Origin of the sequence: Delftia sp. WY8 (assembly GCF_018437695.1) — a bacterium.
GTDB lineage: Bacteria > Pseudomonadota > Gammaproteobacteria > Burkholderiales > Burkholderiaceae_C > Comamonas > Comamonas tsuruhatensis.
In genome coordinates, this window is record NZ_CP049795.1 from 3,064,461 (window position 1) to 3,085,031 (window position 20,571).

22 protein-coding genes are annotated in these 20,571 nt (G+C 68.1%); 6 read left to right on the forward strand and 16 right to left on the reverse strand.

The features are described from left to right. Nucleotides 1–5: 5 nt before the first annotated feature. The 5 genes from G4D77_RS14140 to G4D77_RS14160 are packed head-to-tail and all read right to left on the reverse strand — an operon-like array spanning nt 6 to nt 5,724. Nucleotides 6–1,481, reverse strand: a complete 1,476-nt coding sequence (locus tag G4D77_RS14140; protein WP_047217884.1) for an aldehyde dehydrogenase — start codon at nt 1,479–1,481, stop codon at nt 6–8. Between the two features lie 35 nt (nt 1,482–1,516). Beyond that, nucleotides 1,517–3,223, reverse strand: a complete 1,707-nt coding sequence (locus G4D77_RS14145) for a thiamine pyrophosphate-binding protein (RefSeq protein WP_047217883.1) — start codon at nt 3,221–3,223, stop codon at nt 1,517–1,519. A gap of 34 nt (nt 3,224–3,257) precedes the next feature. After that, nucleotides 3,258–4,055 (reverse strand): SDR family oxidoreductase, encoded by a 798-nt coding sequence (locus tag G4D77_RS14150; protein ID WP_047326348.1) that lies wholly within the window; start codon nt 4,053–4,055, stop codon nt 3,258–3,260. Beyond that, nucleotides 4,048–4,941, reverse strand: a complete 894-nt coding sequence (locus G4D77_RS14155) for an IclR family transcriptional regulator (RefSeq protein WP_046987872.1) — start codon at nt 4,939–4,941, stop codon at nt 4,048–4,050. The genes G4D77_RS14150 and G4D77_RS14155 overlap by 8 nt, the downstream gene beginning before the upstream one ends. A 12-nt stretch (nt 4,942–4,953) precedes the next feature. Next, a complete protein-coding gene (locus tag G4D77_RS14160; RefSeq protein WP_012202888.1) occupies nt 4,954–5,724 on the reverse strand; it encodes an SDR family oxidoreductase in 771 nt (256 codons plus the stop codon). Between the two features lie 554 nt (nt 5,725–6,278). Between G4D77_RS14160 and G4D77_RS14165 the strand changes: the two genes are divergently transcribed. From G4D77_RS14165 to G4D77_RS14175, 3 genes are all read left to right on the forward strand, one after another. Beyond that, the gene (locus tag G4D77_RS14165) at nt 6,279–6,554 is read left to right on the forward strand and encodes a hypothetical protein (RefSeq protein WP_074931722.1); all 276 of its coding nucleotides are present in this window, start codon (nt 6,279–6,281) and stop codon (nt 6,552–6,554) included. 263 nt (nt 6,555–6,817) lie between these two features. Continuing rightward, the gene (locus tag G4D77_RS14170; protein WP_017406311.1) at nt 6,818–7,165 is read left to right on the forward strand and encodes a type II toxin-antitoxin system RelE/ParE family toxin; all 348 of its coding nucleotides are present in this window, start codon (nt 6,818–6,820) and stop codon (nt 7,163–7,165) included. After that, entirely contained in the window at nt 7,162–7,470 is a 309-nt protein-coding gene (locus tag G4D77_RS14175; RefSeq protein ID WP_016452050.1) for an XRE family transcriptional regulator, read from the forward strand. Before G4D77_RS14170 ends, G4D77_RS14175 begins: the two co-directional genes overlap by 4 nt. A 12-nt stretch (nt 7,471–7,482) precedes the next feature. Here the strand turns inward: G4D77_RS14175 and G4D77_RS14180 are convergent, their stop codons facing one another. From G4D77_RS14180 to G4D77_RS14220, 9 genes are all read right to left on the reverse strand, one after another. Then, nucleotides 7,483–8,244, reverse strand: a complete 762-nt coding sequence (locus G4D77_RS14180) for a 5'-methylthioadenosine/adenosylhomocysteine nucleosidase (protein WP_154836059.1) — start codon at nt 8,242–8,244, stop codon at nt 7,483–7,485. Nucleotides 8,245–8,347: 103 nt separating this feature from the next. Further along, nucleotides 8,348–9,145, reverse strand: coding sequence for an aspartate dehydrogenase (locus G4D77_RS14185; RefSeq protein ID WP_154836061.1), 798 nt, complete (start codon nt 9,143–9,145; stop codon nt 8,348–8,350). Between the two features lie 54 nt (nt 9,146–9,199). Continuing rightward, the gene (locus G4D77_RS14190) at nt 9,200–10,006 is read right to left on the reverse strand and encodes an IclR family transcriptional regulator (RefSeq protein WP_154836063.1); all 807 of its coding nucleotides are present in this window, start codon (nt 10,004–10,006) and stop codon (nt 9,200–9,202) included. Nucleotides 10,007–10,028: 22 nt separating this feature from the next. Then, nucleotides 10,029–10,859, reverse strand: a complete 831-nt coding sequence (locus G4D77_RS14195; protein WP_227740854.1) for an alpha/beta fold hydrolase — start codon at nt 10,857–10,859, stop codon at nt 10,029–10,031. Nucleotides 10,860–11,052: 193 nt separating this feature from the next. Then, nucleotides 11,053–11,583 carry a cupin domain-containing protein gene (locus G4D77_RS14200; RefSeq protein ID WP_016449821.1) on the reverse strand — a complete coding sequence of 177 codons (531 nt, stop codon included), beginning with the start codon at nt 11,581–11,583 and terminating at the stop codon, nt 11,053–11,055. 199 nt (nt 11,584–11,782) lie between these two features. After that, nucleotides 11,783–12,979, reverse strand: a complete 1,197-nt coding sequence (locus G4D77_RS14205; protein ID WP_154836067.1) for an MFS transporter — start codon at nt 12,977–12,979, stop codon at nt 11,783–11,785. 22 nt (nt 12,980–13,001) lie between these two features. Further along, nucleotides 13,002–13,886: an NAD(P)-dependent oxidoreductase gene (locus G4D77_RS14210; RefSeq protein WP_016449823.1), complete on the reverse strand. Its 885-nt coding sequence runs from the start codon at nt 13,884–13,886 to the stop codon at nt 13,002–13,004. Nucleotides 13,887–14,022: 136 nt separating this feature from the next. Continuing rightward, a complete protein-coding gene (locus G4D77_RS14215; RefSeq protein WP_013804518.1) occupies nt 14,023–14,613 on the reverse strand; it encodes a TetR/AcrR family transcriptional regulator in 591 nt (196 codons plus the stop codon). Nucleotides 14,614–14,694: 81 nt separating this feature from the next. Further along, nucleotides 14,695–15,186, reverse strand: a complete 492-nt coding sequence (locus tag G4D77_RS14220) for an Lrp/AsnC family transcriptional regulator (protein WP_016449824.1) — start codon at nt 15,184–15,186, stop codon at nt 14,695–14,697. A gap of 141 nt (nt 15,187–15,327) precedes the next feature. Between G4D77_RS14220 and G4D77_RS14225 the strand changes: the two genes are divergently transcribed. Continuing rightward, nucleotides 15,328–16,773: an L-lactate permease gene (locus G4D77_RS14225; protein ID WP_154836069.1), complete on the forward strand. Its 1,446-nt coding sequence runs from the start codon at nt 15,328–15,330 to the stop codon at nt 16,771–16,773. 68 nt (nt 16,774–16,841) lie between these two features. Here the strand turns inward: G4D77_RS14225 and G4D77_RS14230 are convergent, their stop codons facing one another. Together G4D77_RS14230 and dkgB are read right to left on the reverse strand one after the other, a co-directional pair. Then, complete coding sequence (locus G4D77_RS14230) at nt 16,842–18,521, reverse strand: long-chain-fatty-acid--CoA ligase (protein ID WP_016449826.1); 1,680 nt, start codon at nt 18,519–18,521, stop codon at nt 16,842–16,844. Between the two features lie 158 nt (nt 18,522–18,679). Beyond that, entirely contained in the window at nt 18,680–19,501 is an 822-nt protein-coding gene (gene dkgB, locus G4D77_RS14235; RefSeq protein ID WP_154836071.1) for a 2,5-didehydrogluconate reductase DkgB, read from the reverse strand. On the opposite strand from dkgB, the gene G4D77_RS14240 reads away from it, so the two are divergent. Beyond that, on the forward strand, nt 19,500–19,646 hold the full coding sequence (locus G4D77_RS14240; protein WP_193726179.1) for a hypothetical protein: 147 nt from the start codon (nt 19,500–19,502) through the stop codon (nt 19,644–19,646). The two genes, dkgB and G4D77_RS14240, sit on opposite strands and share 2 nt — an antisense overlap. Further along, a complete protein-coding gene (locus tag G4D77_RS14245; RefSeq protein WP_016449828.1) occupies nt 19,643–20,536 on the forward strand; it encodes a LysR family transcriptional regulator in 894 nt (297 codons plus the stop codon). The genes G4D77_RS14240 and G4D77_RS14245 overlap by 4 nt, the downstream gene beginning before the upstream one ends. Nucleotides 20,537–20,571: the final 35 nt, after the last annotated feature.

A 20,571-nucleotide genomic window follows, 5' to 3' on the forward strand; every position in this document is an offset into this window, starting at 1 on the left:
CCCTTTCAGTTCGCCCAGGCCAAAGGCTGGTCGTTCAAGCCCCAGTACATGCTCTTTTGCTCCATGTACTGCTGTATGCCCAGCCGTCCCTTCTCGCGGCCCAGGCCGCTGTCGCGCCAGCCGCCGAAGGGCGTGGAGATGGAGAACTGCTTGTAGGTGTTGATCCAGACGGTGCCGGCCTGCACGGCGCGGCCAATGCGCCAGGCGCTCTTGTAGTCGCGCGTCCAGATGCCGGCGGCCAGCGCGTAGACGCTGTCGTTGGCCTGGGCGAGCAGGTCGTCCTCGTTGTCGAAGGGCATGGCCACGAGCACGGGGCCGAAGATTTCCTGCTGGCAGATCTGCCAGTCGTTCTTCACGCCGTCGATGATGGTGGGGCGGTAGTAGTAGCCGCGCTCGAACTGCGCGCCCTCGGGCCGCTGGCCGCCCGTGAGCAGCCGGCCGCCCTCGGACAGGCCCAGGGCCACATAGCTCTCTATGGATTCGCGGTGCTTGGCGGTGATCAGCGGCCCCATCTGCGTACGCTCGTCGGCCGGGTCGCCCACCTGCAGCGCAGCGGCCTTGGCCGTCAGGCGCTGCATGAATTCGGCATGCAGGCTGCGCGCCACGAACAGGCGCGAGCCCGCGATGCACGACTCGCCCGAGGAGCTGAAGATGCCGTAGAGCACGCCGTTGACGGCATGGTCGATGTCGGCATCGGCCAGCACCATGGTGGCCGACTTGCCGCCCAGCTCCAGCGAGACCGGCATCATCTTGTCGGCCGCGATGTGGGCGATGTGCTTGCCCGTGGACGTGCCGCCCGTGAACGACACGCGCTTGACCAGCGGATGCTTGGTGATGGCGTCGCCGATCACCGAGCCCCGGCCCGGCAGCACGCTGACCAGGCCCTTGGGCACGCCGGCCTCTTCGCAGATCTTCGCCAGCTCCAGCGCCAGCAGCGGCGTGGCCTCGGCGGGCTTGACGACCACGGCGTTGCCGGCGGCCAGCGCGGGCGCCAGCTTTTGCGCCTCGCTGGCGATCGGCGAGTTCCACGGCGTGATGGCCGCCACCACGCCCATGGGCTCGTACACGCTCATGGTCATGAAGTCGCCGCGCGAGGGCGTGATGGTTTCCTCCATGGTCTCGCAGGCCGCTGCAAAGAACTGGAAGGTGGCGGCGGCGCTGGCCACCAGCATGCGTGTTTCCTTGATGGGCTTGCCGTTGTCCAGGCGCTGCAGCTGGGCCAGGGGCTCGGCGCGCTCGCGGATCAGCTGGGCCACGCGGTGCAGCACGGCCGCGCGCTCATGGGGCTTTTTCTGGGCCCAGCCGCTGGTGCGGAAGGCGTGGTCGGCCTTCTGGATGGCCTCTTCCACATCCTCCAGGCTGGGCGCGCGCAGGCGGCCCACCACTTCGCCGGTGGCGGGATAGAGCGTGGTGGATTCGCCACCGCCGCCCAGGCGCCATTCGCCGGCGATATTGATGGGGAGCAGTTCCAGGTTCGACATGGTGAGCCTCTCTCGTTCGTTCGAATCCAGCCGCCTCAGGCGGCCTTGGACGCCGTGCTGGTGGCCGGGATCTGGTCCAGCTTGTTCACGGGCGGGCCAGAGAACGTGGCCTTGAAATTGCCGATGGCACGCATGTCGATCTCCAGCAGGAAGGGGCCCTTCTTCGTCCAGGCCGACTGCAGCACCGCCGGCAGCTCTTTGAGGTCTTGCACGCGGGCATGGGGCAGCTGGATGGAGGCGCACAGCTGCGCGTAGTCGGGCGTGTGCAGCTCCACATAGCAGCGGCGGCCGCCGTAGGAGGCGTCCTGGATGTTCTGGATCACGCCGTAGCGCTGGTCGTTCATCAGCACGATCAGGGTGTCGCACTCTTCCTGTACCAGCGTGGCCAGCTCGCCCAGGTTCAGGATGAAGCCGCCATCGCCCGCCAGGCCCAGCGTCTTGCGGCCCGAGCCGCTGACCGCCGCGCCCACGGCCGCGCCGATGGCCATGGGCATGCCCATGCCGATGCCGCCGCCCGTGGCGTGCACACCCGCGTTGGGCTCGAAAAAGCGCAGCTCGCGGTTGCCCCAGGTGCTGTTGGAGACGGTCACGTCGCGCACCCAGTTGAAGTTGCGGCCCACGGCCTTTTGCAGCTCCTGCACCAGCACGCTGTACGGGCCCAGGCCGTCGCGCATGGTGGCCACGGCCTCGTCGTGCACCTGGCGCAGGTCGGCCAGCAGCTCGGGGTCGGCCTTGTAGCCGCGCGCCTCCAGCCGGTCGGCCAGGCCCGTCAGCGCCAGGGCCGAGTCGCCGCAGACAAAGCCGTCATCGGCATAGCAGCGGCCCTGCTGGGCGGCGTCCACATCGATGCGCAGCAGCGGGCGCGGCAGCTTCAGTTCGTACTTCAACGTTTCGTTGCTGCGCAGGCGCGTGCCTACGGCCAGCATGGCGTCGCAGCGCTGGTAGAAGGCCTCCACGGGCTTTTGGATGTTGTAGGCGCCCAGCGAGGCCGGATCGTCCTCGGCCACGATGCCGCGGCCCTGGCCCGTGCTGACGATGCCGAAGCCCAGCGCCTTCAGGCGCTGCACGGCAGCGACTGCGTGGCGTGCGCCGCCACCCAGCCACAGCAGCGGGCGGCGTGCCTTGGCCAGCGTGTCGGCCAGCGCATCCAGCGATGCCTCGCTGGGAGCCAGCACGGCCACCGGCAGCGGCGACAGGTCGGCCGGCATGTCGATCACGGTCTGCTGGATGTCGATGGGAATCTCAACGCTCACCGGGCCGGTCGGCGCGGTCATGGCGGCCTGCACGGCGGCCTTCAGGGTGGACAGGCAGGTCTCGGCGCTGCGCACGCGGAACGCCGCCTTGGACACGGCGCCCAGCATGGTCAGCTGGTCGGGCGCCTCGTGGATGTACGACAGCTTCTGGTCCAGGTACTGCGTCTCGATCTGGCCCGTGATGTGCAGCAGCGGCGTGCCGGCCGTATAGGCCTCCACCAGGCTGCCCGCAATGTTGCCGGCGGCCGGGCCGGTGCTGGTGATGCACACGCCCAGGCTGGAGGTGGAACGCGCGCAGGCATCGGCCATGTTGCCGGCGCCGGCCTCGCCGCGCGCCATCACGAAGCGGACCCTGCCGCGCGCATGCATCGCGTCCAGGATGGGCATGTTGTGGATGGAGATCACCCCGAACGCGGCCTGCACGCCGCAGTGTTCGAGGAACTGGGCCACAACGGCGCCGACGGTGATTTTGGATGCGGAAGAAGTCATGTTCTGCTTTGAATCGGGTGAAGGGGCTGGAGCACTACGCTTGCCGTGCAAGACCACCGGAGACGTCGATGTGGCTGCCGGTCGTGTAGGAGGACAGGGGCGTGGCGAGATAGAAGATGGCGCGCGCGGCCTCGTCGGGCGAGCCCAGGCGGCCCAGCGGAATGGACTTCTTGCGGGCGAGGTCGGCGCTCCAGGCGTTCCAGTCCTGGCTGCGGTCCTCGCGCGCCTCGAAGCGGCGGCGCCACTGGCCGGACTCGATCAGGCCGACCAGGATGCCGTTGACGCGCACGCCCTTGGGCGCGAACTCGGTGGCCATGGAGCGCACCAGGTTCTTGAGGCCGGCGCGCGCGGCCGAGGTGGCCACCATGTGCGGCTCGGGCTGCGAGGCCAGCAGCGAATTGACGCAGACGATGGCCGGCTCAGCCGTGCGCTCGAGCTGCGGCAAAAAGGCGCGCGTGGGATGCAGCACCGAGAAGAACTTCAGGTGCAGCTCCTCGGTCCAGGCCGCATCGTCGGTGCTGGCAAACGTCGAGACCCGGCCCTGGCCCGCGTTGTTCACGAGGATGGAGGCCGGACCCAGCGCAGCCTCGCTGTCACGCGCGAACTGCTGCACCTGGGCGGCGTCGAGCACGTCGCAGGCCTGGGCGAACAGGCGGGCCTCGGGATGGCGTCCGCGCAGTTGCTGCACGGCCTGATCCAGGCGTTCGGCGCTGCGCCCGCACAGGGCGACACGCGCGCCCTGCGACAGCAGCAGATCGACCGTGGCCAGGCCAATGCCCGAAGAGCCGCCGGTGACGACGGCCGTGGTGTCCTTGAGTTGGGAATCAAACATGGCCGCCTCCTGCGCGCCGGGAATTGAGGGAAAGCAGCTGTGCCGTCTGCGTTTGCGTCTGCGCTTGCGGGCGGTAGTTCAGCAGCTCGGACAGCTCGGCCGCCGCGTCGCAGACGCCGGCGATCAGGGTCTCGGCACGGCCCTCCTCCACATGGGGCGCGGGAACCGTCGTACCCAGCGCCGCCACCACGCGGCCGCTGTGGTCGCGCACGGGGGCGGCGATGGTGCAGATAGAGCTTTCGTAGAAGCCCTCGCTGAACACATGGCCGCGCTCGCGGTCGGCCTCGACCAGGTTGAACAGGTCCAGCACCGTGCGCGGCGTCTTGGGCGTGTGCGCTTCCAGGTGCTCCTCGGGATAGAGCGCGCGCAGCTCGGGCAGGGACAGGTCGGCCAGCAGCACGCGGCCCAGGGCCGTGGCATGGGCGGGCAGGCGCGTGCCCACACGCACCGAACTGGTCAGCGGCGTGGGTGGCGTGACCTTGGCCACATAGACGATGGAGCGGCCATCACGCACCACGATGTTGCAGGGGTAGCGGATCTCGCCGCACAGCCGTGCGATCACGGGCTGGCCCAGCTCGGTCAGGTCCATGGACGACAGGAACTCGAAGCCCAGGCGCAGCACGGACAGGCCCAGCCGGTAGTCATTGCTGCCCTCGGCACGCTGCAGAAAGCCCATGGCCTCCAGCGTGTTGAGCATGCGGAACACCGTGGCGCGCGGCAGCTGCAGGCGGCGGGCCAGCTCGGGCGCGCCCAGCGTGGCATTGCCGCGCCCGAACTCCTGCAGCAGGCGCAGGCCGCGCTCCAGCGCGGGCACCATGTACTTGTCGGTGCCGTTGTCCGCGCTGTCGGCGCTCTCGGCATTCCCGGAAGAGGGGGTGTCGGTCATGGCGAAACCCCTTCAATTCATGACGAAGCCGCCGTTGACGGGCAGCACCTGCCCCGTCACGAAGCGCGCGCCATCGGACAGCGCATAGGCCACGGCGCCCGACACATCCTCGGGCCGCTGCTCGCGCTGCAGCGCGCGCTGGTCGATGTACAGGCGGTGGCGGTGCTCGGGCACGTATTCCGTGGCCTCCACCAGCACCAGGCCCGGCGCCACGGCGTTGATGGTGATGCCGTCGGCGCCCAGCTCGCGCGCCATGGAACGCGTCATGGCCATCACCGCGCCCTTGCTGGCCACATAGGCCATCAGGTTGGGGGCGCCCCACATCGCGGTATCGGACGCCAGGTTCACGATGGCGCCCCGGCCGCTGTCACGCAGCGCGGCGCGGCAGGCGCGCGTCATCAGCCACACGCCGCGCACGTTCACGTTCATCACCTGGTCCCACTTGTCCAGATCGATGTCGTCCATGCCCTTGCCGCCCGAATCGGTCACGGCCGCGTTGTTCACCAGGCCGTCCAGCCCGCCCAGCGCCTGCACGGCCTGCTGCGCGCAGCGCTCTATCGACTCCGGATTGCCGGCATCCAGCCCGAAGCCATGGGCCTCGAAGCCCTGCGCACGCAGCCGGGCCACGGACTCGGCCAGCAGCTCCTCGCGCAGATCGGCCATGGCGACACGCGCGCCCTGCTCGCAAAAGGCCTTGGCGAACGCAAAGCCCAGGCCGCGCGCCGAGCCTGTGACGAGGATGCGGCGGCCGGCAAGCTGGCCTGTGGAGGGCGTGGTGTTCATGGCGTACCTCAATCGAAGGGGGTTTGTGTCTGTTTCAAATTTGAAATGACACTTTTTTCTTGAAACAAGCGTGAGTTTAGGACTGATGGTTCGGGGTGGGATTGGGGAAAACACGGAGACGTGTGGGAAATGGATGACAGAGGTGTGTCTGGGTGTGTTTTGGATGGGGGCGTTTTTATGGCTTGCGAGGACATGCCCGCCCTGCGGGCGCGTTCATACGGGGAGTGGGGTGCGGGCCGTCGCTTCGCTCGGCCTGGGGTTTGAGGCGGGGTTGTGGAATGCCTCTATGATTTCGGTGGCCCCCTGTTCCGGGGCTGGTGCTTGAAAACACCATCAACACACAGCGGCAGAGCCTCCCCGAAAGTGAGGCCTCGTCACGTCTGAACACTTGGACAGTGGGCATCGCACCCGCACGTCCACACGGTTTTGGATGGGATGGGGCTACCCGCAAGGCTGCCCGCACGTCTGTGTGCGTGTTTTCAACATCCCATCCACCCTTTCTGCGCTTGAAAACGCAGGTCGGGTGTTTCCGTCTCGCACAGGAGTACGAAAACATGAACGATCAGCGCACCGCTCTTCCCACGCGCGCCAGCTTCGAGCAACTGGCTCGCACCATCACCGACACCAATGGATGGGTACAGGAAGGCTGCAACGAAATACGGGCCCTGGCCCAACTTGCATTGGCCAGCCTCCATGCCCCAGAAGACTTGCGACGTCCGCAAGCCATGGCTCACGCACTGCGCGCCATCCGCGACGGCGCTGAGTCACTGGCCGACTATGTGCAAGGCGAAGCCAGAAGCGTAGGTTGCGACCCCACTCAAAGCCCATAGCCGCGAGGGCGGCCACATCCGGCCGAGCGCAGCGAAGGGGTCGCAGGCATTCGGGTTGCCGTCTTTGACCTGACCTTTCTTGGCGCATCAAGATGGGCCATCGGCTGCCAGGCCAGGAACCAGGCATCGAAACCAAGCAATCGCAGTGGCAGGAATTCCCCTCGCGTCCAGCGTCAAGGCTTTGGCCTCCGATGACACACGGGCTACACGGTCATCAGCAACGACACGCAGCAAAATAGTACTTTTTTAGATACACTTTTCCGATGGAAGAGCCCATTCTTTCCGTTGTCTTCTACCGGTCCGATGCCGGCAAGGAGCCCGTGCGTGACTGGCTTCTTGAACTTACGGTGGAAGACCGCAAAGCCATCGGCGCCGATATCAAGACTGTCCAATACAACTGGCCTCTGGGCATGCCCGTAGTACGCAAGATGGAGCCAGGACTGTGGGAGGTGCGGTGCAGCATTGGCGATGGCATCGCACGTGTCCTATTCACGGCCCAGAATGGAAAAATGGTTCTGCTGCATGGCTTCATCAAGAAGTCGGCCAAGACCCCCGCGCCGGATCTGACAACTGCCAGAAACCGGCTCAAGAAGCTGAGGAATACACCATGAACAAACATCTAGGCAGCAATTTCGATGACTTCCTCGAAGAAGAAGGCCTGCTTGAGGAGGCCACAGCTATCGCAGTGAAGCGGGTGATTTCCTCGCAATTCGCACAGGCGATGAAAGCCCAGAAAGTCAGCAAGACCGAGATGGCGACACGCATGCGCACCAGCCGCATGGTGGTGAACCGCCTGCTGGACGAAAACGACACCGGCGTCACCCTGGCCACGTTGGCCCGCGCCAGCGTGGCGCTTGGCACGGCTTTGCACTTTGAACTGGACGATGCGACGGTTTTCCAGGCATCAGCGGCATAAAAGCACGACCGCTCAGCGCTGCGCCGACAGCCGCCGCAAAAACCCATCCACCACCCGCAACGCATACCGACTCGCCACCACCCTCACAAACTCCGCAAAGTCCACATGCGCACTGTCATCCGCCCGATCGGAAACAGTCCGCATGGCCGCAAACGGCACGCCATAGTCCAGGCAGGCCTGCGCCACGGCGGCGCCTTCCATCTCCACCGCCAGCACCTCATGCCCTGCAGCACGCAGGCCCAGCGCCAGGGCGCAAGAAGCGCCCGCCGTGCCCACGAACTGGTCACCGCTGGCAATCAGCCCCTGGTGCGCGCGCGGCGCCGTGGTGGCGTGGGCGGCGCGCAGGTCTTCGCCCGCCTCGGCCACGCAGGCCTGGGCGGCCGCCAGCAGCGCGGCGGTCATTTCAGGGTCGCAGGGCAGGCGCGTGCGTCCGTAGCCGGGCATTTCCCAGCGCGGGAAGATGGGCGAGGCGTCCAGGTCGTGCTGCAGGTATTCGTCGGCCACGACCACATCGCCCACGCGCACGCCTTCGCCCAGGCCGCCGGCGACGCCGGTGAAGGCGATGCGGCGCGCGCCGAAGCGCTCGATCAGCGCCGTGGCCGTGGTGGCGGCCGCCACCTTGCCTATGCCCGACAGCGCGCAGACCACGTCGTGCCCGTGCAGGCGCCCGCGCCAGAACATGCGGCCGGCGTGGGCCGTGCCCTGGGCGTCGGACAGGGCATGGACCAGGCCTTCCTGTTCCTGCGGCAGGGCACTGAGGATGGCGATGGTCATGGTGGCTTCTCTTTCAACGGCACAGGGAAAAAGCAAAGGCGGCCCGGGGGCCGCCTGCGGGGCGAAAGCGCCCATTGTGCCGCGAGCCTGTGCCCGGCGCGGCTCAGATGGCAATGGCCGTGGCCTGGTTGAGCACGGCGCGCACCACGCTGTAGACGGTGAGGGCCGAGGTCTTGGGGTTGGCCGCCAGCGGCTTGCCGCGCATGGTCAATTCCATGGACCCGAAGGCGCCGCGCGCGGCCACATGGTGCACGTTCTCGTCCACGCCCGGGTCGGCGTACAGGCGCACCGTGGTGCGGTCCAGGCCCATGCCGGCCAGCGACAGGGTGGCGGCCACGTTGGCGTTCTTGGGGTAGAGCTGGGCGGCCTCGCGTGCGCTGCCTTCGAAGATGCAGAAGGCTTCCTGGAGGCTGGCGAGGTCGCAGCGCTGTTCTGCGGGCGTGCCGGTCCAGGCCAGGGGCGGCTTGCGGCCGGTGTAGACCACTTCGTCCAGGCCGCCGATGCGCGCAGCGGCCAGCGCATCCACGCCGCCGATGGCACCCGACAGCAATTGCACCTGGGTGCCTCCGGCCTCGGCCGCCGCCTGCACGGCCTCGGCCATGCCCGGGGCGCTGAGTGCGCCGATGGAGGCCACGACGGCAGGAATGCCGCGCCGCAGGGCGGGCAGCACATGCTCCTCGATGGCGGCATGGCCCGCGCACTCCACGATGAGGTCGGGCCGGTCTTCGGCCGCCAGCGAAGGCACGGCACGCGCCTGGGGCGCATGCAGGGCCAGGGTGGCGCGCACGGCGTCGGTCACTTCCGGCACAAGCACCCAGCCCACCTGCACGGCGGCATGTCCCTTGAGCAGTTCGAGCACGCTGGCGCCAATCGCACCGCAGCCAATCACAGCAATCTTCATCGTCATATCTTTCTGGGAAGGAATGCGCTGGCGGCCGGTGTGCCCACCATCCGTTCAGCGCAGAAAACCGGGATGCTGGGTGCGCAGGTGGCCGGCCAGCTCATCGGCGGCGGCACGTACCTGCTCCACCCAGTCGGCCATGCGGCCGGGAGCGATTTCGGTGAAGGCCACGGCCATGCCCAGGCCCGCCACGATGCGCCCCTGCGCATCGCGCACGGGCGCGGCGATACTGGAGACGCCGGGCTCGTAGAAGCCCTCGCCCATGGCGTAGCCGCGTTCATGGTCCTGCTGCAGCAACTGCAGCAACTGCTCCACGCTGCGCGGCGTGCTTTCCGAGAACTGGGGCAGTTCGCTGCCGCCGAACAGGGCGCGCAGCTGGTCCACGTCCATGTCCTGCAGCAGTGCCCGGCCCAGCACGGTGGCATGGGCCGGCAGCCGCGAGCCCACGCGCACGGCGCCCTGGAAGGCGCCGGCCGGCGCGATGCGCGCCACGTAGACCACCGAGGTGCCGTCCAGCAGCGCCAGGTTGGTGGTGAAGCCCAGCCGGTCGCACAGCGACTGCAGCACGGGCTCGGCCAGCTGGGCCAGCGGCTGGGTGGACAGGTAGTCGTAGCCCAGGCGCAGCACGGCCAGGCCCAGCCGGTATTCGGTGCCCGAGCGTTGCAGATACCCCATGCCCTCCAGCGTCGTCAGCATCCGGAACACCGTGGACCGGGGCAGCGCCAGGGTGCGCGCCAGGTCGGGCGCGCTCCACACGGGCTGCGAAGGCGTGAAGCAGGCCAGCAGGCGCAGGCCGCGCTCCAGCGCGGGGACGGTGTAGCGGTCGTTGTCGTTCGAGAGGGTTTCGGAGGTATCGCTCATCGCAATTCGGGCAGGTAGGCCATCAGGTCAGCAGGGTGGCCAGCCTCTGTGCGACATCCGCAGGTTGTTCGACGACAGAGGCATGGCCGGCTGCCGCAAGCGTAACGTACCGCGCCCCCAGTCTTGCGGCCCAGGCCGCGCAGGCGGCCGGCGGCGTGACCACGTCGTGCTCTCCCACCCAGACCTCGACCGGCATGGCAAGGCGCCCCGCCGCCTGCCCCAGGTCGCTGCCGCACAGCAGCTCCACGGCCTGGGCGTAGCCTGCGGCATGCAGGCGCGCCGTGTTCCAGCGCACCCATTGGCGCACGGGCTCGGGCGCGGCGGGCGAGACCAGGCGCTGGTCGATGGCGGCAGCCAGGCCTTCGATGCCTTTTTCCTGCAGGGCCGCAAGACGGCCCTGGCGTACCTTGGCCTGCTGCTCGCCCATGCCGGGTGCGCCATAGCCGCCAGCGGGGCTGATCAGCACCAGTTGCTGCACGCGCCCGGCACCGGCCTGCACCGCCCAGGGCGTGCCCATGAGCGCACCCAGCGAGTGACCCACCAGCAGGCAGCGGCGCACGCCCAGCGCCTGCAGCGACTGCTCCAGCACGCGGGCGTAGTCGGCGCCCGTGGGCGCGGCGGGTGTCAGCGGCGTGGAGCGGCCATAGCCGGGCGCGCCCCAGGCCAGCACACGCGTGCGCGGCGCCAGCGCCAGGGCCACGTCCATCCAGGACGCGGCGCCCGAGCTGATGCCGTGCAGCATCACCACGGCAAAGTCCGAGGCCGTGTCGCCGGCCTCGCGCCAGGCGACCTGGGCGCCCCCGGGCAGGGCGATGAGGTGTTCGGGAAACTGCGCCTGAAGGCGCTGCTCCATGCATGCTGTTACCGAGGGGGTCATTTCAGTTATCCATGGCGATGGCATGGCCCTTCAGCCATGAGACTGGCACGATCCCCGCCAGGGACAGCAAGCGAGGGCCTGCGCCGGCTGCACCGCCCCGCCGCGAGGCTGTCGTCCCCCTTTCAAGGGGGAAGGCGCGAAGCGCCTCAGGGGGTGCTCCATTTCTAGCCTAGCGTTTGATTTTTGCCAGAGGGTGCTCGGGCGGGTATGTGGGCGTGATGGGCTTCTTGGCACCCAGCATCACGCACATCAGCGCGTCTTCGTCGCCGATGTTGATTTCCTCGCGGTACACGCCGGGCGGCACGGAGACCACGTCGCGGTCGGTCAGGATGGTCTCGAAGCGCTGGCCGTCCTTCTCCAGCACGAGCTTGAGCTTGCCGCGGATCAGGAAGAAGACTTCCTCCACATCGGTATGCAGGTGCGATGGGCCTTCATTGCCGGCCGGGATGACCATGGTGGAGAAGGTGAAGTGCTCGGCCGGAATGGTGTTGCTGTCCGCAGCCACGCCCGTGCCGCCCGTGCCGATGTAGCGCATCTGGCCACGGCGGTACTTGGGATCGAAGTCGGCCTGGAACTTCAGCGCGTCGAAGTCGTACTTGCGCGTGGAAAACCGCGCCACGCGCGATTCCATCCATTGTTCGAAGCTGGAGCCTTCGGGCTGGTCCCAGGTGCGGGGCGTGTTCTGAGCGGATTCGGACATGTGTCTCTCCATCAACGTCGGTGGATCATGGCGGGGAAGGCGCCATTTGTTTTATCCATGAATCACAGTTCATGGGGTAAAACAATTATAGGAAGATTGATCGCACGCAACAAGGGCCACACGCGCAGCGGCATGTGGCCCCTTTGCTGCCCCGTCCGTTAGGGAACAGCGATGCGGGTGCAACAGCGATGGCCGTGCCTCAGGCAGCCATGCTGCGCCGCCCAGGCCGAAAGCCCGCATGGCTGGCCGGCCAGACCACGGACAGGCAGGCCAGTGCCAACACCGCCAGCGCCCAGGGCAAGGCGCGGGCACCCAGCCAGCCCAGCAGCAGTCCGCCGGCCACGCCGCCGCTCGCCACGGCCAGGTTGAAGACCGTCACCAGCATGGACTGGGCCACGTCGGCGCCCTCGCCTGCCGCGTCGGCCAGCGCGGTCTGCAGCAGCGTGGGCGCGCCGCCAAAGCTCAGGCCCCAGGCCGCAACGCCGATCAGAACGGCCACGGCCGACTGCCCGGCCAGGCCCAGCACCAACGCAGACACGGCGAACAAGGCCAGGCTCAGCACGGTGAGTGCGCGCAGCCAGCGGTCCACCAGCAGGCCCGTGAGCCAGATGCCGGCAATGGCCGCAAGGCCGAACAGCAGCAGCACCCCATCCACCCTTTGCCCCAGACCCGCCGAAGCCAGGAAGGGCGCGATGAAGGTGTAGAGCATGTTGTGGGCCAGCATCCAGCCGAACAGCGCCAGCAGCACGGGGCGCACGCCGGGCATGAGCAGGATGCGCGCCACGGGCAGGCGCTGCTGCGCCGTCTGCCCGGCGTAATCCGGCACACCCAGCCGCACCCAGGCCAGCAGCAGCAGGCATAGCGCCGACAGCGCCCAGAACACGCCGCGCCAGTCGAACAGGCTGCCCAGCCAGGCGCCCAGCGGCACGCCGGCCGCCAGGGCCAACGGCTGGCCCACGCCCGCCACGGCCAGTGCACGCCCCTGCAGATGCGGCGGCACCATGCGCCGCGCATAGCCGGCCACCAGCCCCCAGATCACGCCCGCAGCCATGCCTGCGGCAAAGCGCGCGGCCAGGGTCAGGCCGTAGTGGCCGGACAACGCGGTGAGGCTGTTGAACAGCAGCAGCCCGCCCACCGCCGCCATGAACAGCGGCCGGCGCCTGAGCCCGCGCGTGGCGGCCACGACGGGAATGGCGGCCAGTACCGAACCCAGCGCGTACAGCGTGACCATCTGGCCGGCCATGGCTTCGGACACTGCCAGGCCCGTGCCGATCTGCGGCAGCAGGCCGGCCGGCAGGGCCTCGGTCATGATGGCCAGAAAGCCTGCCATCGCCAGGGCCAGCAGCCTGCCCAGCGGCAGGCCCGTGTCGCCGGAGGTGTCCATGTGCTGGTTCATTGCCTTTTCCTCGCTGCGCATCTCAGGCATGGGAGGCTGGATGGGATGCCAGGTGGGATGCCGCCATGTCCTTGTCGCCATGCCCGGCGGCCAGCGCGCGCTCGAAGCGGCGCAGCCCGGCCTGGGCGCCATCCAGCAGCAGGCCTGCGCCGGCGGCGGCATCGGCCACCAGTTGCGCGTCCTTGACGGCATTGGCCACGGTGAAGCTGGCGTCGTAGCGGCCTGACAGCATGGCAGCGGCCTTGGCCTGGAAGAAGCCGCTGTCCATGGGCCCGCCCGTGACGGCATCGACCACCAGGGCCGGCTCTATGTCCAGCCCCTTGGCCAGCGCCAGGCTTTCGGCCAGGCCATGCGTGAGTGCGAAGGCCCAGTGGTTGAGCGCCAGCTTGAGCCGGCTGGCGGCGCCTGCCTGCTGCGCAATCCACAGGCTGCGTTTGCCAATGGCATCGAACACCGGCTGCACCTGGCCGCGCTGCGCCAGCGGGCCTGCGGCCAGGATGACCAGCTGGCCCTGCTCGGCCGGCTGGCGCGTGCCCTGCACGGGGCAGTCGTAGAACACCAGGCCATGCCGATCGGCGAATTGCGCCAGCGGCGCGATGGCGTCCACACCCACCGTGCTCAGTTGCAGCCACAGTGTGCCCGGCTGCAATGCGGGCGCTGCGGCCTGCATGGCCTGCAGCACGGCCGGCCCGTCCTTGAGCACAGTGACGACGATGCGGGCGCCACGCACGGCGTCGGCCGCGTCGCCACAGGCCTGAACGCCGTCGGCCGCAAGGGCCTGGGCCTTGGCGGCCGTCCGGTTCCAGGCCCGGACGGTGAAGCCCTTGCGTTGCAGGTTGCGCGCGACGGGCGCACCGATCAGGCCCGTGCCGAGCACCGCAATGGTGGTTTGAAGGTTTGAATGCATGGGAACTCCAGGGTGATGAGAGAGTGAAACAGACAAGGAAAACTGAGATCCGGATTACTGGAACGATCATTCCAATTCAAGGAAAATAAAAACCCGCAACGGCACGACATGCGCGCGGCGGGTGGCGGGTGGCCGGCTATTGCGCCTGCAGCGCCATGTCGACCACGTCGACCACATCCATCAGGCACTGGCGGCGCTGCGGCGCGCTGCTGCCCTTGCCCAGCACGCGCAGGCCTTGCACGGTGTTCAGGACGAAGCGCGCCAGGGCACGCGGCTTTTTGCTGTCGGTGATGTCGCCTTCCTGCTGGCCGCGCAGGATGAGCTTTTCCAGCGCCTTTTGCAGGCGCTGGAAGTTGCCGGCCACCCTCTCGGCCACGGCCTCGTCATGGCCGGCCAGCTCCAGCGCGGCATTGGCGACCAGGCAGCCCCGGCGCCCGGCATCGCTCAATTCGTCCTGCACGATGCGCAGCAGCAGCTGCCGCACCAGGTCCCGGGCGCGTCCTGGGCCGGACAGCAGTTCCACGTTGGAGGTGGTCACGGCCTCATAGCGGCGCAGCGCATGCTGGAACAGCCCCTGCTTGTTCTCGAAGGTGCCGTACAGGCTGCTGCGCGACAGGCCCGTGCCGTCCACCAGGTCCTGCACCGAGGTGGCCGCGTAGCCGCGCTGCCAGAACACCTGCATGGCGGCGTCTGCGATGTCATCGGGGTCGAAGTCCTTGGTGCGCATGGTGGCTCATTGAATTGGAACGATCATTCCATTCAATGTAGGCGGCCGTTTAGCGGCTGTCAAGATTGCGCCAAAGGGCCTTCACTCGCAGGGAATTTCCAGCCCGACCTTCACGCGGTCCAGCGCCACGATGGTCTTGAACCATTTGACGTTGGGGTTCTCGGCGAACAGGCGCCGCGCCAGCGCCTCGTACTCCTGCATGGTGGCCACGGTGAGGACGAGCACGAAGTCCACCTCGCCCGTGACGTAGTAGCACTGCTGGACCTCGGGCACGGCGAAGTGCGATTTCATGGCGTTGAGCGCATCGATGCTGGTGCGCTCGGTCATGACCTCCACGATGATGGTGATGGGCCGGCCCACGCGCGTGGGGTCCACGGTGGCGGCCTGGCCGGTGATCACGCCTTCGGCCTGCATGCGCTTGAGGCGGCGCTGCACGGCGGCCGTGGACAGGTTGACCTGCTCGGCCAGCAGGCGCAGCGGTACCGTGCTGTCGCGCTGGACGATGGCCAGGATGGCGCGGTCGAAGCCGTCGAGGTCGGCCAGGTGTGCAGGGTGGGCGGTGTGCTTGGTCATGGGACGCGAGGACTTTTGGAGGGTGAGAAATTTTCTCGCAAACACCCTCAATTCAGAGACCAAAAAACAGGTGCCGCGAAATAGTATTTCGTCGTTTTCCGCATCCTTTGCATGCGGACCTGCCTGCCGAGAAAGCCCCCCATGGCCACCCTGCTCCACCTGTCTCCCGTGTTTCTTGTGATGTCCATGCTCATGGTCTTGCGCCGCCCGCCTGTGCAGGCGGCCATGGCCGGGGCGGCGCTGGTCGCCCTGCTGTGGCTGGTCGATGCCTGGATGGCGACGGGCACCGCCGCTTCCGGCGCCGCCCTGGCCGCAGCGCGCGACACGGGTGTGCTGTTCCTGAGCACGGCCTTCGTGATCGTGCCGGGCCTGGGCTTTGTGATCCTCATCGAACGCATGGGCGTGAACCAGGCGCTGAGCCAGTGGGTGCGCTCGCTGGGCCTGGGGCCGGCCGATCAGGTGGTGTTCATCGTGCTGGGCCTGGCGCCGCTGCTGGAGGCGATGACGGGTTTTGGCGTGTCGCTGATCGCCACCGTGCCGCTGCTGCTGAGCCTGTTCGAGCGGCGCGCCGCGCTGCGCATGGCGCTGGCGGGCATGGCCATCATGCCCTGGGGCACGCTGGGCCTGGCCACGGTGATCGGAGCCTCGCTGGCCCATGTGGATGCGGCCGCGCTGGCCGCTGTGTCCTCGCTGACCAGCGCGCCGGTGTTCCTGGTGCTGGGCGCCCTGTCCCTGCACCTGGCAGGCGAGCGCGGTGCGCGGGCCTGGCTGCTGCTGGGCGGCTTTGGCCTGCTGTTCGTGGGCGTGCTGCATGGCATCAGCCGCTGGCTGGGTCCCGAGGTGGCGGGCGTGGGCGCGGGCTTTGCAGTGGCGCTGGGCATGCTGGTACGCGCACTGCTGCTGCGCGGAACGGCCCAGGCGGCACCCGGCTGGCCGCGACAGGCCTGGCCGTATCTGGCGCTCGCCCTTGCCATCGTGCTGCTCAAGCTGCTGGCCCTGGCCACGCAGTGGGACCAGCGCTGGATCGTGCAGGGCGCCCAGGTGGCCTGGAAGCCTCTGGCCTCCCCGGGCGTGGCGCTGACCCTGGTGCTGGCCCTGCTGCTGGCGCGCGGGGCCGGCCGTGGCGTTGCCCTGGCTGGTGCCCTGGCCGCCCGCGCCAAGCGCCCGCTGCTGACCATCTTCTTCTTCCTGGCGATGTCCCAGATGATGGTCAAGGCCGGTTTCCTGTCCGGCCTGGTGCAGATGCTGTCCGAGCTGGCGCCTGCGGCCCTGGCGCCGATCGTGGCCGCCTTCGGTGCGCTGGCCGGCTACATGACGGGCTCCAACGTGGGCGGCAACGCGATCTTCATGCCCGCCATCGCCCTGCTGCCCGAGTCCTCGCGCCTGCTGCTGGCCGCCGTGCACAACAGCGCCGCCGGGCATGCGGCGCTGGGCTCTTTGTCCATCGTGATGCTGGTGCTGGGCCTGGCACGGACCACCGCGCAGGAAGAAGGCGAGCTGGTGCGCTTCGGCTTTGCGCTGGCCTGCCTCAATGCGGCGGCCGTGGCGCTGGCGGCGCTGGTCCTGGCGGGTCCGGGCGTGTTCTGAAGACGTGTTCCCTCCCAATGAAAAGAGGCGCCGCAGCGCCTCTTTGCAAACACGGCAAGCCGCCCGCGTTACTTGCTGTCGCGCAGCTCCCGGCGCAGGATCTTGCCAACCGGGGTCTTGGGCAGTTCGGTGCGGAACTCGATCACGCGGGGCCGCTTGTAGCCCGTGAGGTTGTCGTGGCAGAAGTCGCGCACGGCCTGTTCGGTGAGGCTGTCGTCCTTGCGCACGATGACCAGCTTGACGGCCTCGCCGGTCTTCTCGTCGGGCACGCCGACCACGGCGCATTCGAGCACGCCGGGGCAGTTGGAGACCACGTCTTCCACTTCATTGGGATAGACGTTGAAGCCGCTGACCAGGACCATGTCCTTCTTGCGGTCCACGATCTTGAAGTAGCCGCGCTCGTCCATGGTGCCGATGTCGCCGGTGCGAAAGTAGCCGTCGGCGGTGAAGACCTTGGCGGTTTCGTCGGGGCGCTGCCAGTAGGCGGCCATGACCTGCGGGCCCTTGATGGCGACCTCGCCGCGCTCGCCGATGGTGGTCACGTCGTTTCCTTCGTCATCGACGAGCTTCATCCAGGTGCTGGGCAGGGGCACGCCGATGGTGCCCGAGAACTCGGTGGAGGTGACGGGGTTGCAGCTGACCGAGGGACTGGTCTCCGACAGGCCGTAGCCCTCGCAGATGGGGCAGCCGGTCTTTTGCAGCCACAGCTGGGCCACGGCGCTTTGCACCGCCATGCCGCCGCCGACCGAGACCTTCAGGTGCGACCAGTCCACGGTGTTGAAGTCCGGGTGGTTGGCCAGGCCGTTGAACAGCGTGCTCACGGCCGGGAAGCTGTGAAAGCGCTGCGTGGATAGCTCCTTGAGCGTGGCCTTGAGGTCGCGCGGATTGGGAATCAGGATGGTTTTGCCGCCCGTGCGCATGGACAGCATCATGTTCACCGTGAAGGCGAAGATGTGGTACAGCGGCAGCGCGCAGATGCTGGTGGGCTGCTCGCCGGCCGGCACCTTGCCCATGGCGGGCTGGTTCCAGGCCTCGGACTGCAGCACGTTGGCGATGATGTTGCTGTGCAGCAGCACCGCGCCCTTGCTCACGCCCGTGGTGCCGCCCGTGTACTGCAGCAGGGCCATGTCGGAGGCCTGCAGCTGCGGCGCCTGGAAGGGCGAGCGCATGCCCTTGGCCAGCGCGTCGTTGAAGCGCACGGCCCCCGGCAGCGAGAACGGCGGCACCAGCTTCTTGACCTTGCGCACCACGTAATTGACGATGGCGCCCTTGAGCATGCCCAGCTGGTCGCCCATGGTGCACAGCACCATGTGCTGCACGGGCGTGGCGGCCTTGCAGGCCTGCAGCGTGTGGGCGAAGTTCTCGATGATGACGATGGCCTTGGCGCCCGAGTCCTTGAGCTGGTGCTCCAGCTCGCGCGCCGTGTACAGCGGGTTGACGTTGACCACCACGAAACCGGCGCGCAGCACGGCGGCCACGGCCACGGGGTACTGGGGCACGTTGGGCATCATCAGCGCCACGCGGTCGCCGCGCGCCAGGCCCAGGCTCTGCAGATAGGCAGCGAAGGCGCGGCTTTGCGCATCGACCTGGGAGTAGGTCAGCTCCTTGCCCATGAAGGAATAGGCCACACGGTCCGCGTAGCGGCTGAAGGCCTCCTCCATCAGGGCCACCAGCGAAGGGTATTGGGAGGGATCGATGTCGGCGGGCACACCTGCCGGATAGGCACCCAGCCATGGGCGGTCACTCATGCTGCTTGTCTCCTGGTTGTCTCGACTAATCGTGCATTCTCATAAAAAGCACGGTCGTTCGATACTGTGATAACCCTAGTACTACCCCTAGGGTCCGCATTGCGTTGCTCCAGGTCAAAGCTCGCCGGGCCGCCCAGGCCCTCCGTCACGATCGCGGTTCAATCCCAGGCCGGAGCCAGCCCGTCTGGGCTGACCTGGCGGTCGCCGCGCTCCAGCGCGGCGATGCGCTGCATGTCTTCGGCGCCCAGCACCAGCTGGCAGCTGTCCAGGTTGGCCTGCAGGTGGGCGCGCCGGGTGGACGAGGGAATGACGGCATAGCCCATGGCCATGGCCCAGGCCAGCGCCACCTGGGCGGGCGTGGCGCCGTGGGCGGCGGCGATGTCGGCCAGCACGGGATCGGCCAGCAGCTTGCCGTAGCCCAGCGTCATGTACGAGGTGGTGTGAATGCCCTGCTGGCGTGCGAAGTCGGTGACGGCACGGTTTTGCAGATAGGGGCTCAGTTCGATCTGGTTGGTGGCGATGTTCGTGGCGCCCACGGCGGCGATGGACTGCTGCAGCAGCGCGATGTTGAAGTTGGACACGCCGATGTGGCGCGTCAGCCCCTGCTCCCTGGCGCGCATGAGGGCGCCCAGGCTGTCCTCCAGCGGCACGCTGCGCGAAAGCCAGTGGATCAGCGTCAGCTCCACATGGTCGGTGCGCAGGGCTTCAAGGCTGCGCTCCAGGCTGGGGATCAGCGCGTCGGCGGACAGGTTCTCGGTCCAGATCTTGGTGGTGAGGAACAGCTGATCGCGCGGTACGGCGCTGGCGGCGATGGCGGCCCCCACATCGGCCTCGTTGCCGTAGATCTGGGCGGTGTCGATGGCGCGGTAGCCCACTTCCAGGGCCTGGCCCACGGAGTGGCGCACCACCTCATCCTTGAGGCGGAAGGTACCCAGGCCGAAGGCGGGCACCACGGAAGCGAGAGAGGCAGTCGATGTCATGCAGGTCTTTCAAAAAGGCAAAAAAGGCGCGGAACAACGCCTCGAAGACTGCAGTCTGGCGCGTTCACGCTTGCAGATAAAGCCTGGTATCGACAGAAAATATTTGACGCTGCAGCAACAATTGCGCCAAGCTGGCATCCCATGAAAACCACGCTGGACGAACTGCAGGCCTTTCGCGCCGTGATCGACTGCGGCAGCATCACGGCGGCGGCCGAGCAGTTGGGACAGACCACCTCTGGCATCAGCCGCAGCCTGTCGCGCCTGGAGAAAAAGCTGGCCACCACCTTGGTGCGGCGCACCACGCGCAGCCTGGAGCTGACCGAGGAAGGCGCGCGCTTCCTGGCCCGCACGCGCGAGGTGCTGCAGGCCCTGGACGCGGCCGAGGAGGAACTGGCCGCGCGCCGTGAGGCGCCGGCCGGGCTGCTGCGCGTCAACGCGGCCTCGCCCTTCATGCTGCATGCCATCGTGCCGCTGGTGGGTGAGTTCCGCGCGCTCTATCCGCTGATCACGCTGGAGCTGAACACCGATGACCTGCACATCGACCTGCTGGCCCAGCGCACCGACATCGCCATCCGCATCGGCGAGCTGCGCGACTCCACGCTGCATGCGCGACTGCTGTGCCACAGCCTGCTGCGCGTGCTGGCCAGCCCCGCCTACCTGCAGGCCCATGGCCCCGTGGCGAGCGTGGCCGCGCTGGCGCGCCACCAGCGCATCGGCAACAGCCAGGTGCCGGGCCTGAACCACTGGCCGCTGCGCACGCCCGAGGGCGGCGACCGCTGGGATGCCGCGCCCCAGCTCACGGCCTCCAGCGGCGAGACCATGCGCCAGCTGGCCCTGGCCGGCCAGGGCGTGGTCTGCCTGGCCGACTTCATGACCGTGCGAGACCGCGCCCAGGGCGAGCTGGTGCAGGTGCTGGCGCGCGAGACCGTGCAGCAGCGCCAGCCCATCCACGCCGTCTACTACCGCAACACGGCGCTGGCCGCGCGCATCACGGCCTTCCTGGACTTTCTCGCGCAGCGCATGGCGCAGTCCTGAGGGCCCTGTGACGTCCGCCTGAACGGCCTGAACGG

What these genes read in the sequence shown, in the direction of transcription:
- G4D77_RS14140 (WP_047217884.1), bottom strand. Translation starts at nt 1,481, where the DNA reads ATGTCGAACCTGGAACTGCTCCCCATCAATATCGCCGGCGAATGGCGC.
- G4D77_RS14145 (WP_047217883.1), bottom strand. Translation starts at nt 3,223, where the DNA reads ATGACTTCTTCCGCATCCAAAATCACCGTCGGCGCCGTTGTGGCCCAG.
- G4D77_RS14150 (WP_047326348.1), bottom strand. Translation starts at nt 4,055, where the DNA reads ATGTTTGATTCCCAACTCAAGGACACCACGGCCGTCGTCACCGGCGGC.
- G4D77_RS14155 (WP_046987872.1), bottom strand. Translation starts at nt 4,941, where the DNA reads ATGACCGACACCCCCTCTTCCGGGAATGCCGAGAGCGCCGACAGCGCG.
- G4D77_RS14160 (WP_012202888.1), bottom strand. Translation starts at nt 5,724, where the DNA reads ATGAACACCACGCCCTCCACAGGCCAGCTTGCCGGCCGCCGCATCCTC.
- G4D77_RS14165 (WP_074931722.1), top strand. Translation starts at nt 6,279, where the DNA reads ATGAACGATCAGCGCACCGCTCTTCCCACGCGCGCCAGCTTCGAGCAA.
- G4D77_RS14170 (WP_017406311.1), top strand. Translation starts at nt 6,818, where the DNA reads ATGGAAGAGCCCATTCTTTCCGTTGTCTTCTACCGGTCCGATGCCGGC.
- G4D77_RS14175 (WP_016452050.1), top strand. Translation starts at nt 7,162, where the DNA reads ATGAACAAACATCTAGGCAGCAATTTCGATGACTTCCTCGAAGAAGAA.
- G4D77_RS14180 (WP_154836059.1), bottom strand. Translation starts at nt 8,244, where the DNA reads ATGACCATCGCCATCCTCAGTGCCCTGCCGCAGGAACAGGAAGGCCTG.
- G4D77_RS14185 (WP_154836061.1), bottom strand. Translation starts at nt 9,145, where the DNA reads ATGAAGATTGCTGTGATTGGCTGCGGTGCGATTGGCGCCAGCGTGCTC.
- G4D77_RS14190 (WP_154836063.1), bottom strand. Translation starts at nt 10,006, where the DNA reads ATGAGCGATACCTCCGAAACCCTCTCGAACGACAACGACCGCTACACC.
- G4D77_RS14195 (WP_227740854.1), bottom strand. Translation starts at nt 10,859, where the DNA reads ATGGAGCAGCGCCTTCAGGCGCAGTTTCCCGAACACCTCATCGCCCTG.
- G4D77_RS14200 (WP_016449821.1), bottom strand. Translation starts at nt 11,583, where the DNA reads ATGTCCGAATCCGCTCAGAACACGCCCCGCACCTGGGACCAGCCCGAA.
- G4D77_RS14205 (WP_154836067.1), bottom strand. Translation starts at nt 12,979, where the DNA reads ATGAACCAGCACATGGACACCTCCGGCGACACGGGCCTGCCGCTGGGC.
- G4D77_RS14210 (WP_016449823.1), bottom strand. Translation starts at nt 13,886, where the DNA reads ATGCATTCAAACCTTCAAACCACCATTGCGGTGCTCGGCACGGGCCTG.
- G4D77_RS14215 (WP_013804518.1), bottom strand. Translation starts at nt 14,613, where the DNA reads ATGCGCACCAAGGACTTCGACCCCGATGACATCGCAGACGCCGCCATG.
- G4D77_RS14220 (WP_016449824.1), bottom strand. Translation starts at nt 15,186, where the DNA reads ATGACCAAGCACACCGCCCACCCTGCACACCTGGCCGACCTCGACGGC.
- G4D77_RS14225 (WP_154836069.1), top strand. Translation starts at nt 15,328, where the DNA reads ATGGCCACCCTGCTCCACCTGTCTCCCGTGTTTCTTGTGATGTCCATG.
- G4D77_RS14230 (WP_016449826.1), bottom strand. Translation starts at nt 18,521, where the DNA reads ATGAGTGACCGCCCATGGCTGGGTGCCTATCCGGCAGGTGTGCCCGCC.
- G4D77_RS14240 (WP_193726179.1), top strand. Translation starts at nt 19,500, where the DNA reads ATGCAGGTCTTTCAAAAAGGCAAAAAAGGCGCGGAACAACGCCTCGAA.
- dkgB (WP_154836071.1), bottom strand. Translation starts at nt 19,501, where the DNA reads ATGACATCGACTGCCTCTCTCGCTTCCGTGGTGCCCGCCTTCGGCCTG.
- G4D77_RS14245 (WP_016449828.1), top strand. Translation starts at nt 19,643, where the DNA reads ATGAAAACCACGCTGGACGAACTGCAGGCCTTTCGCGCCGTGATCGAC.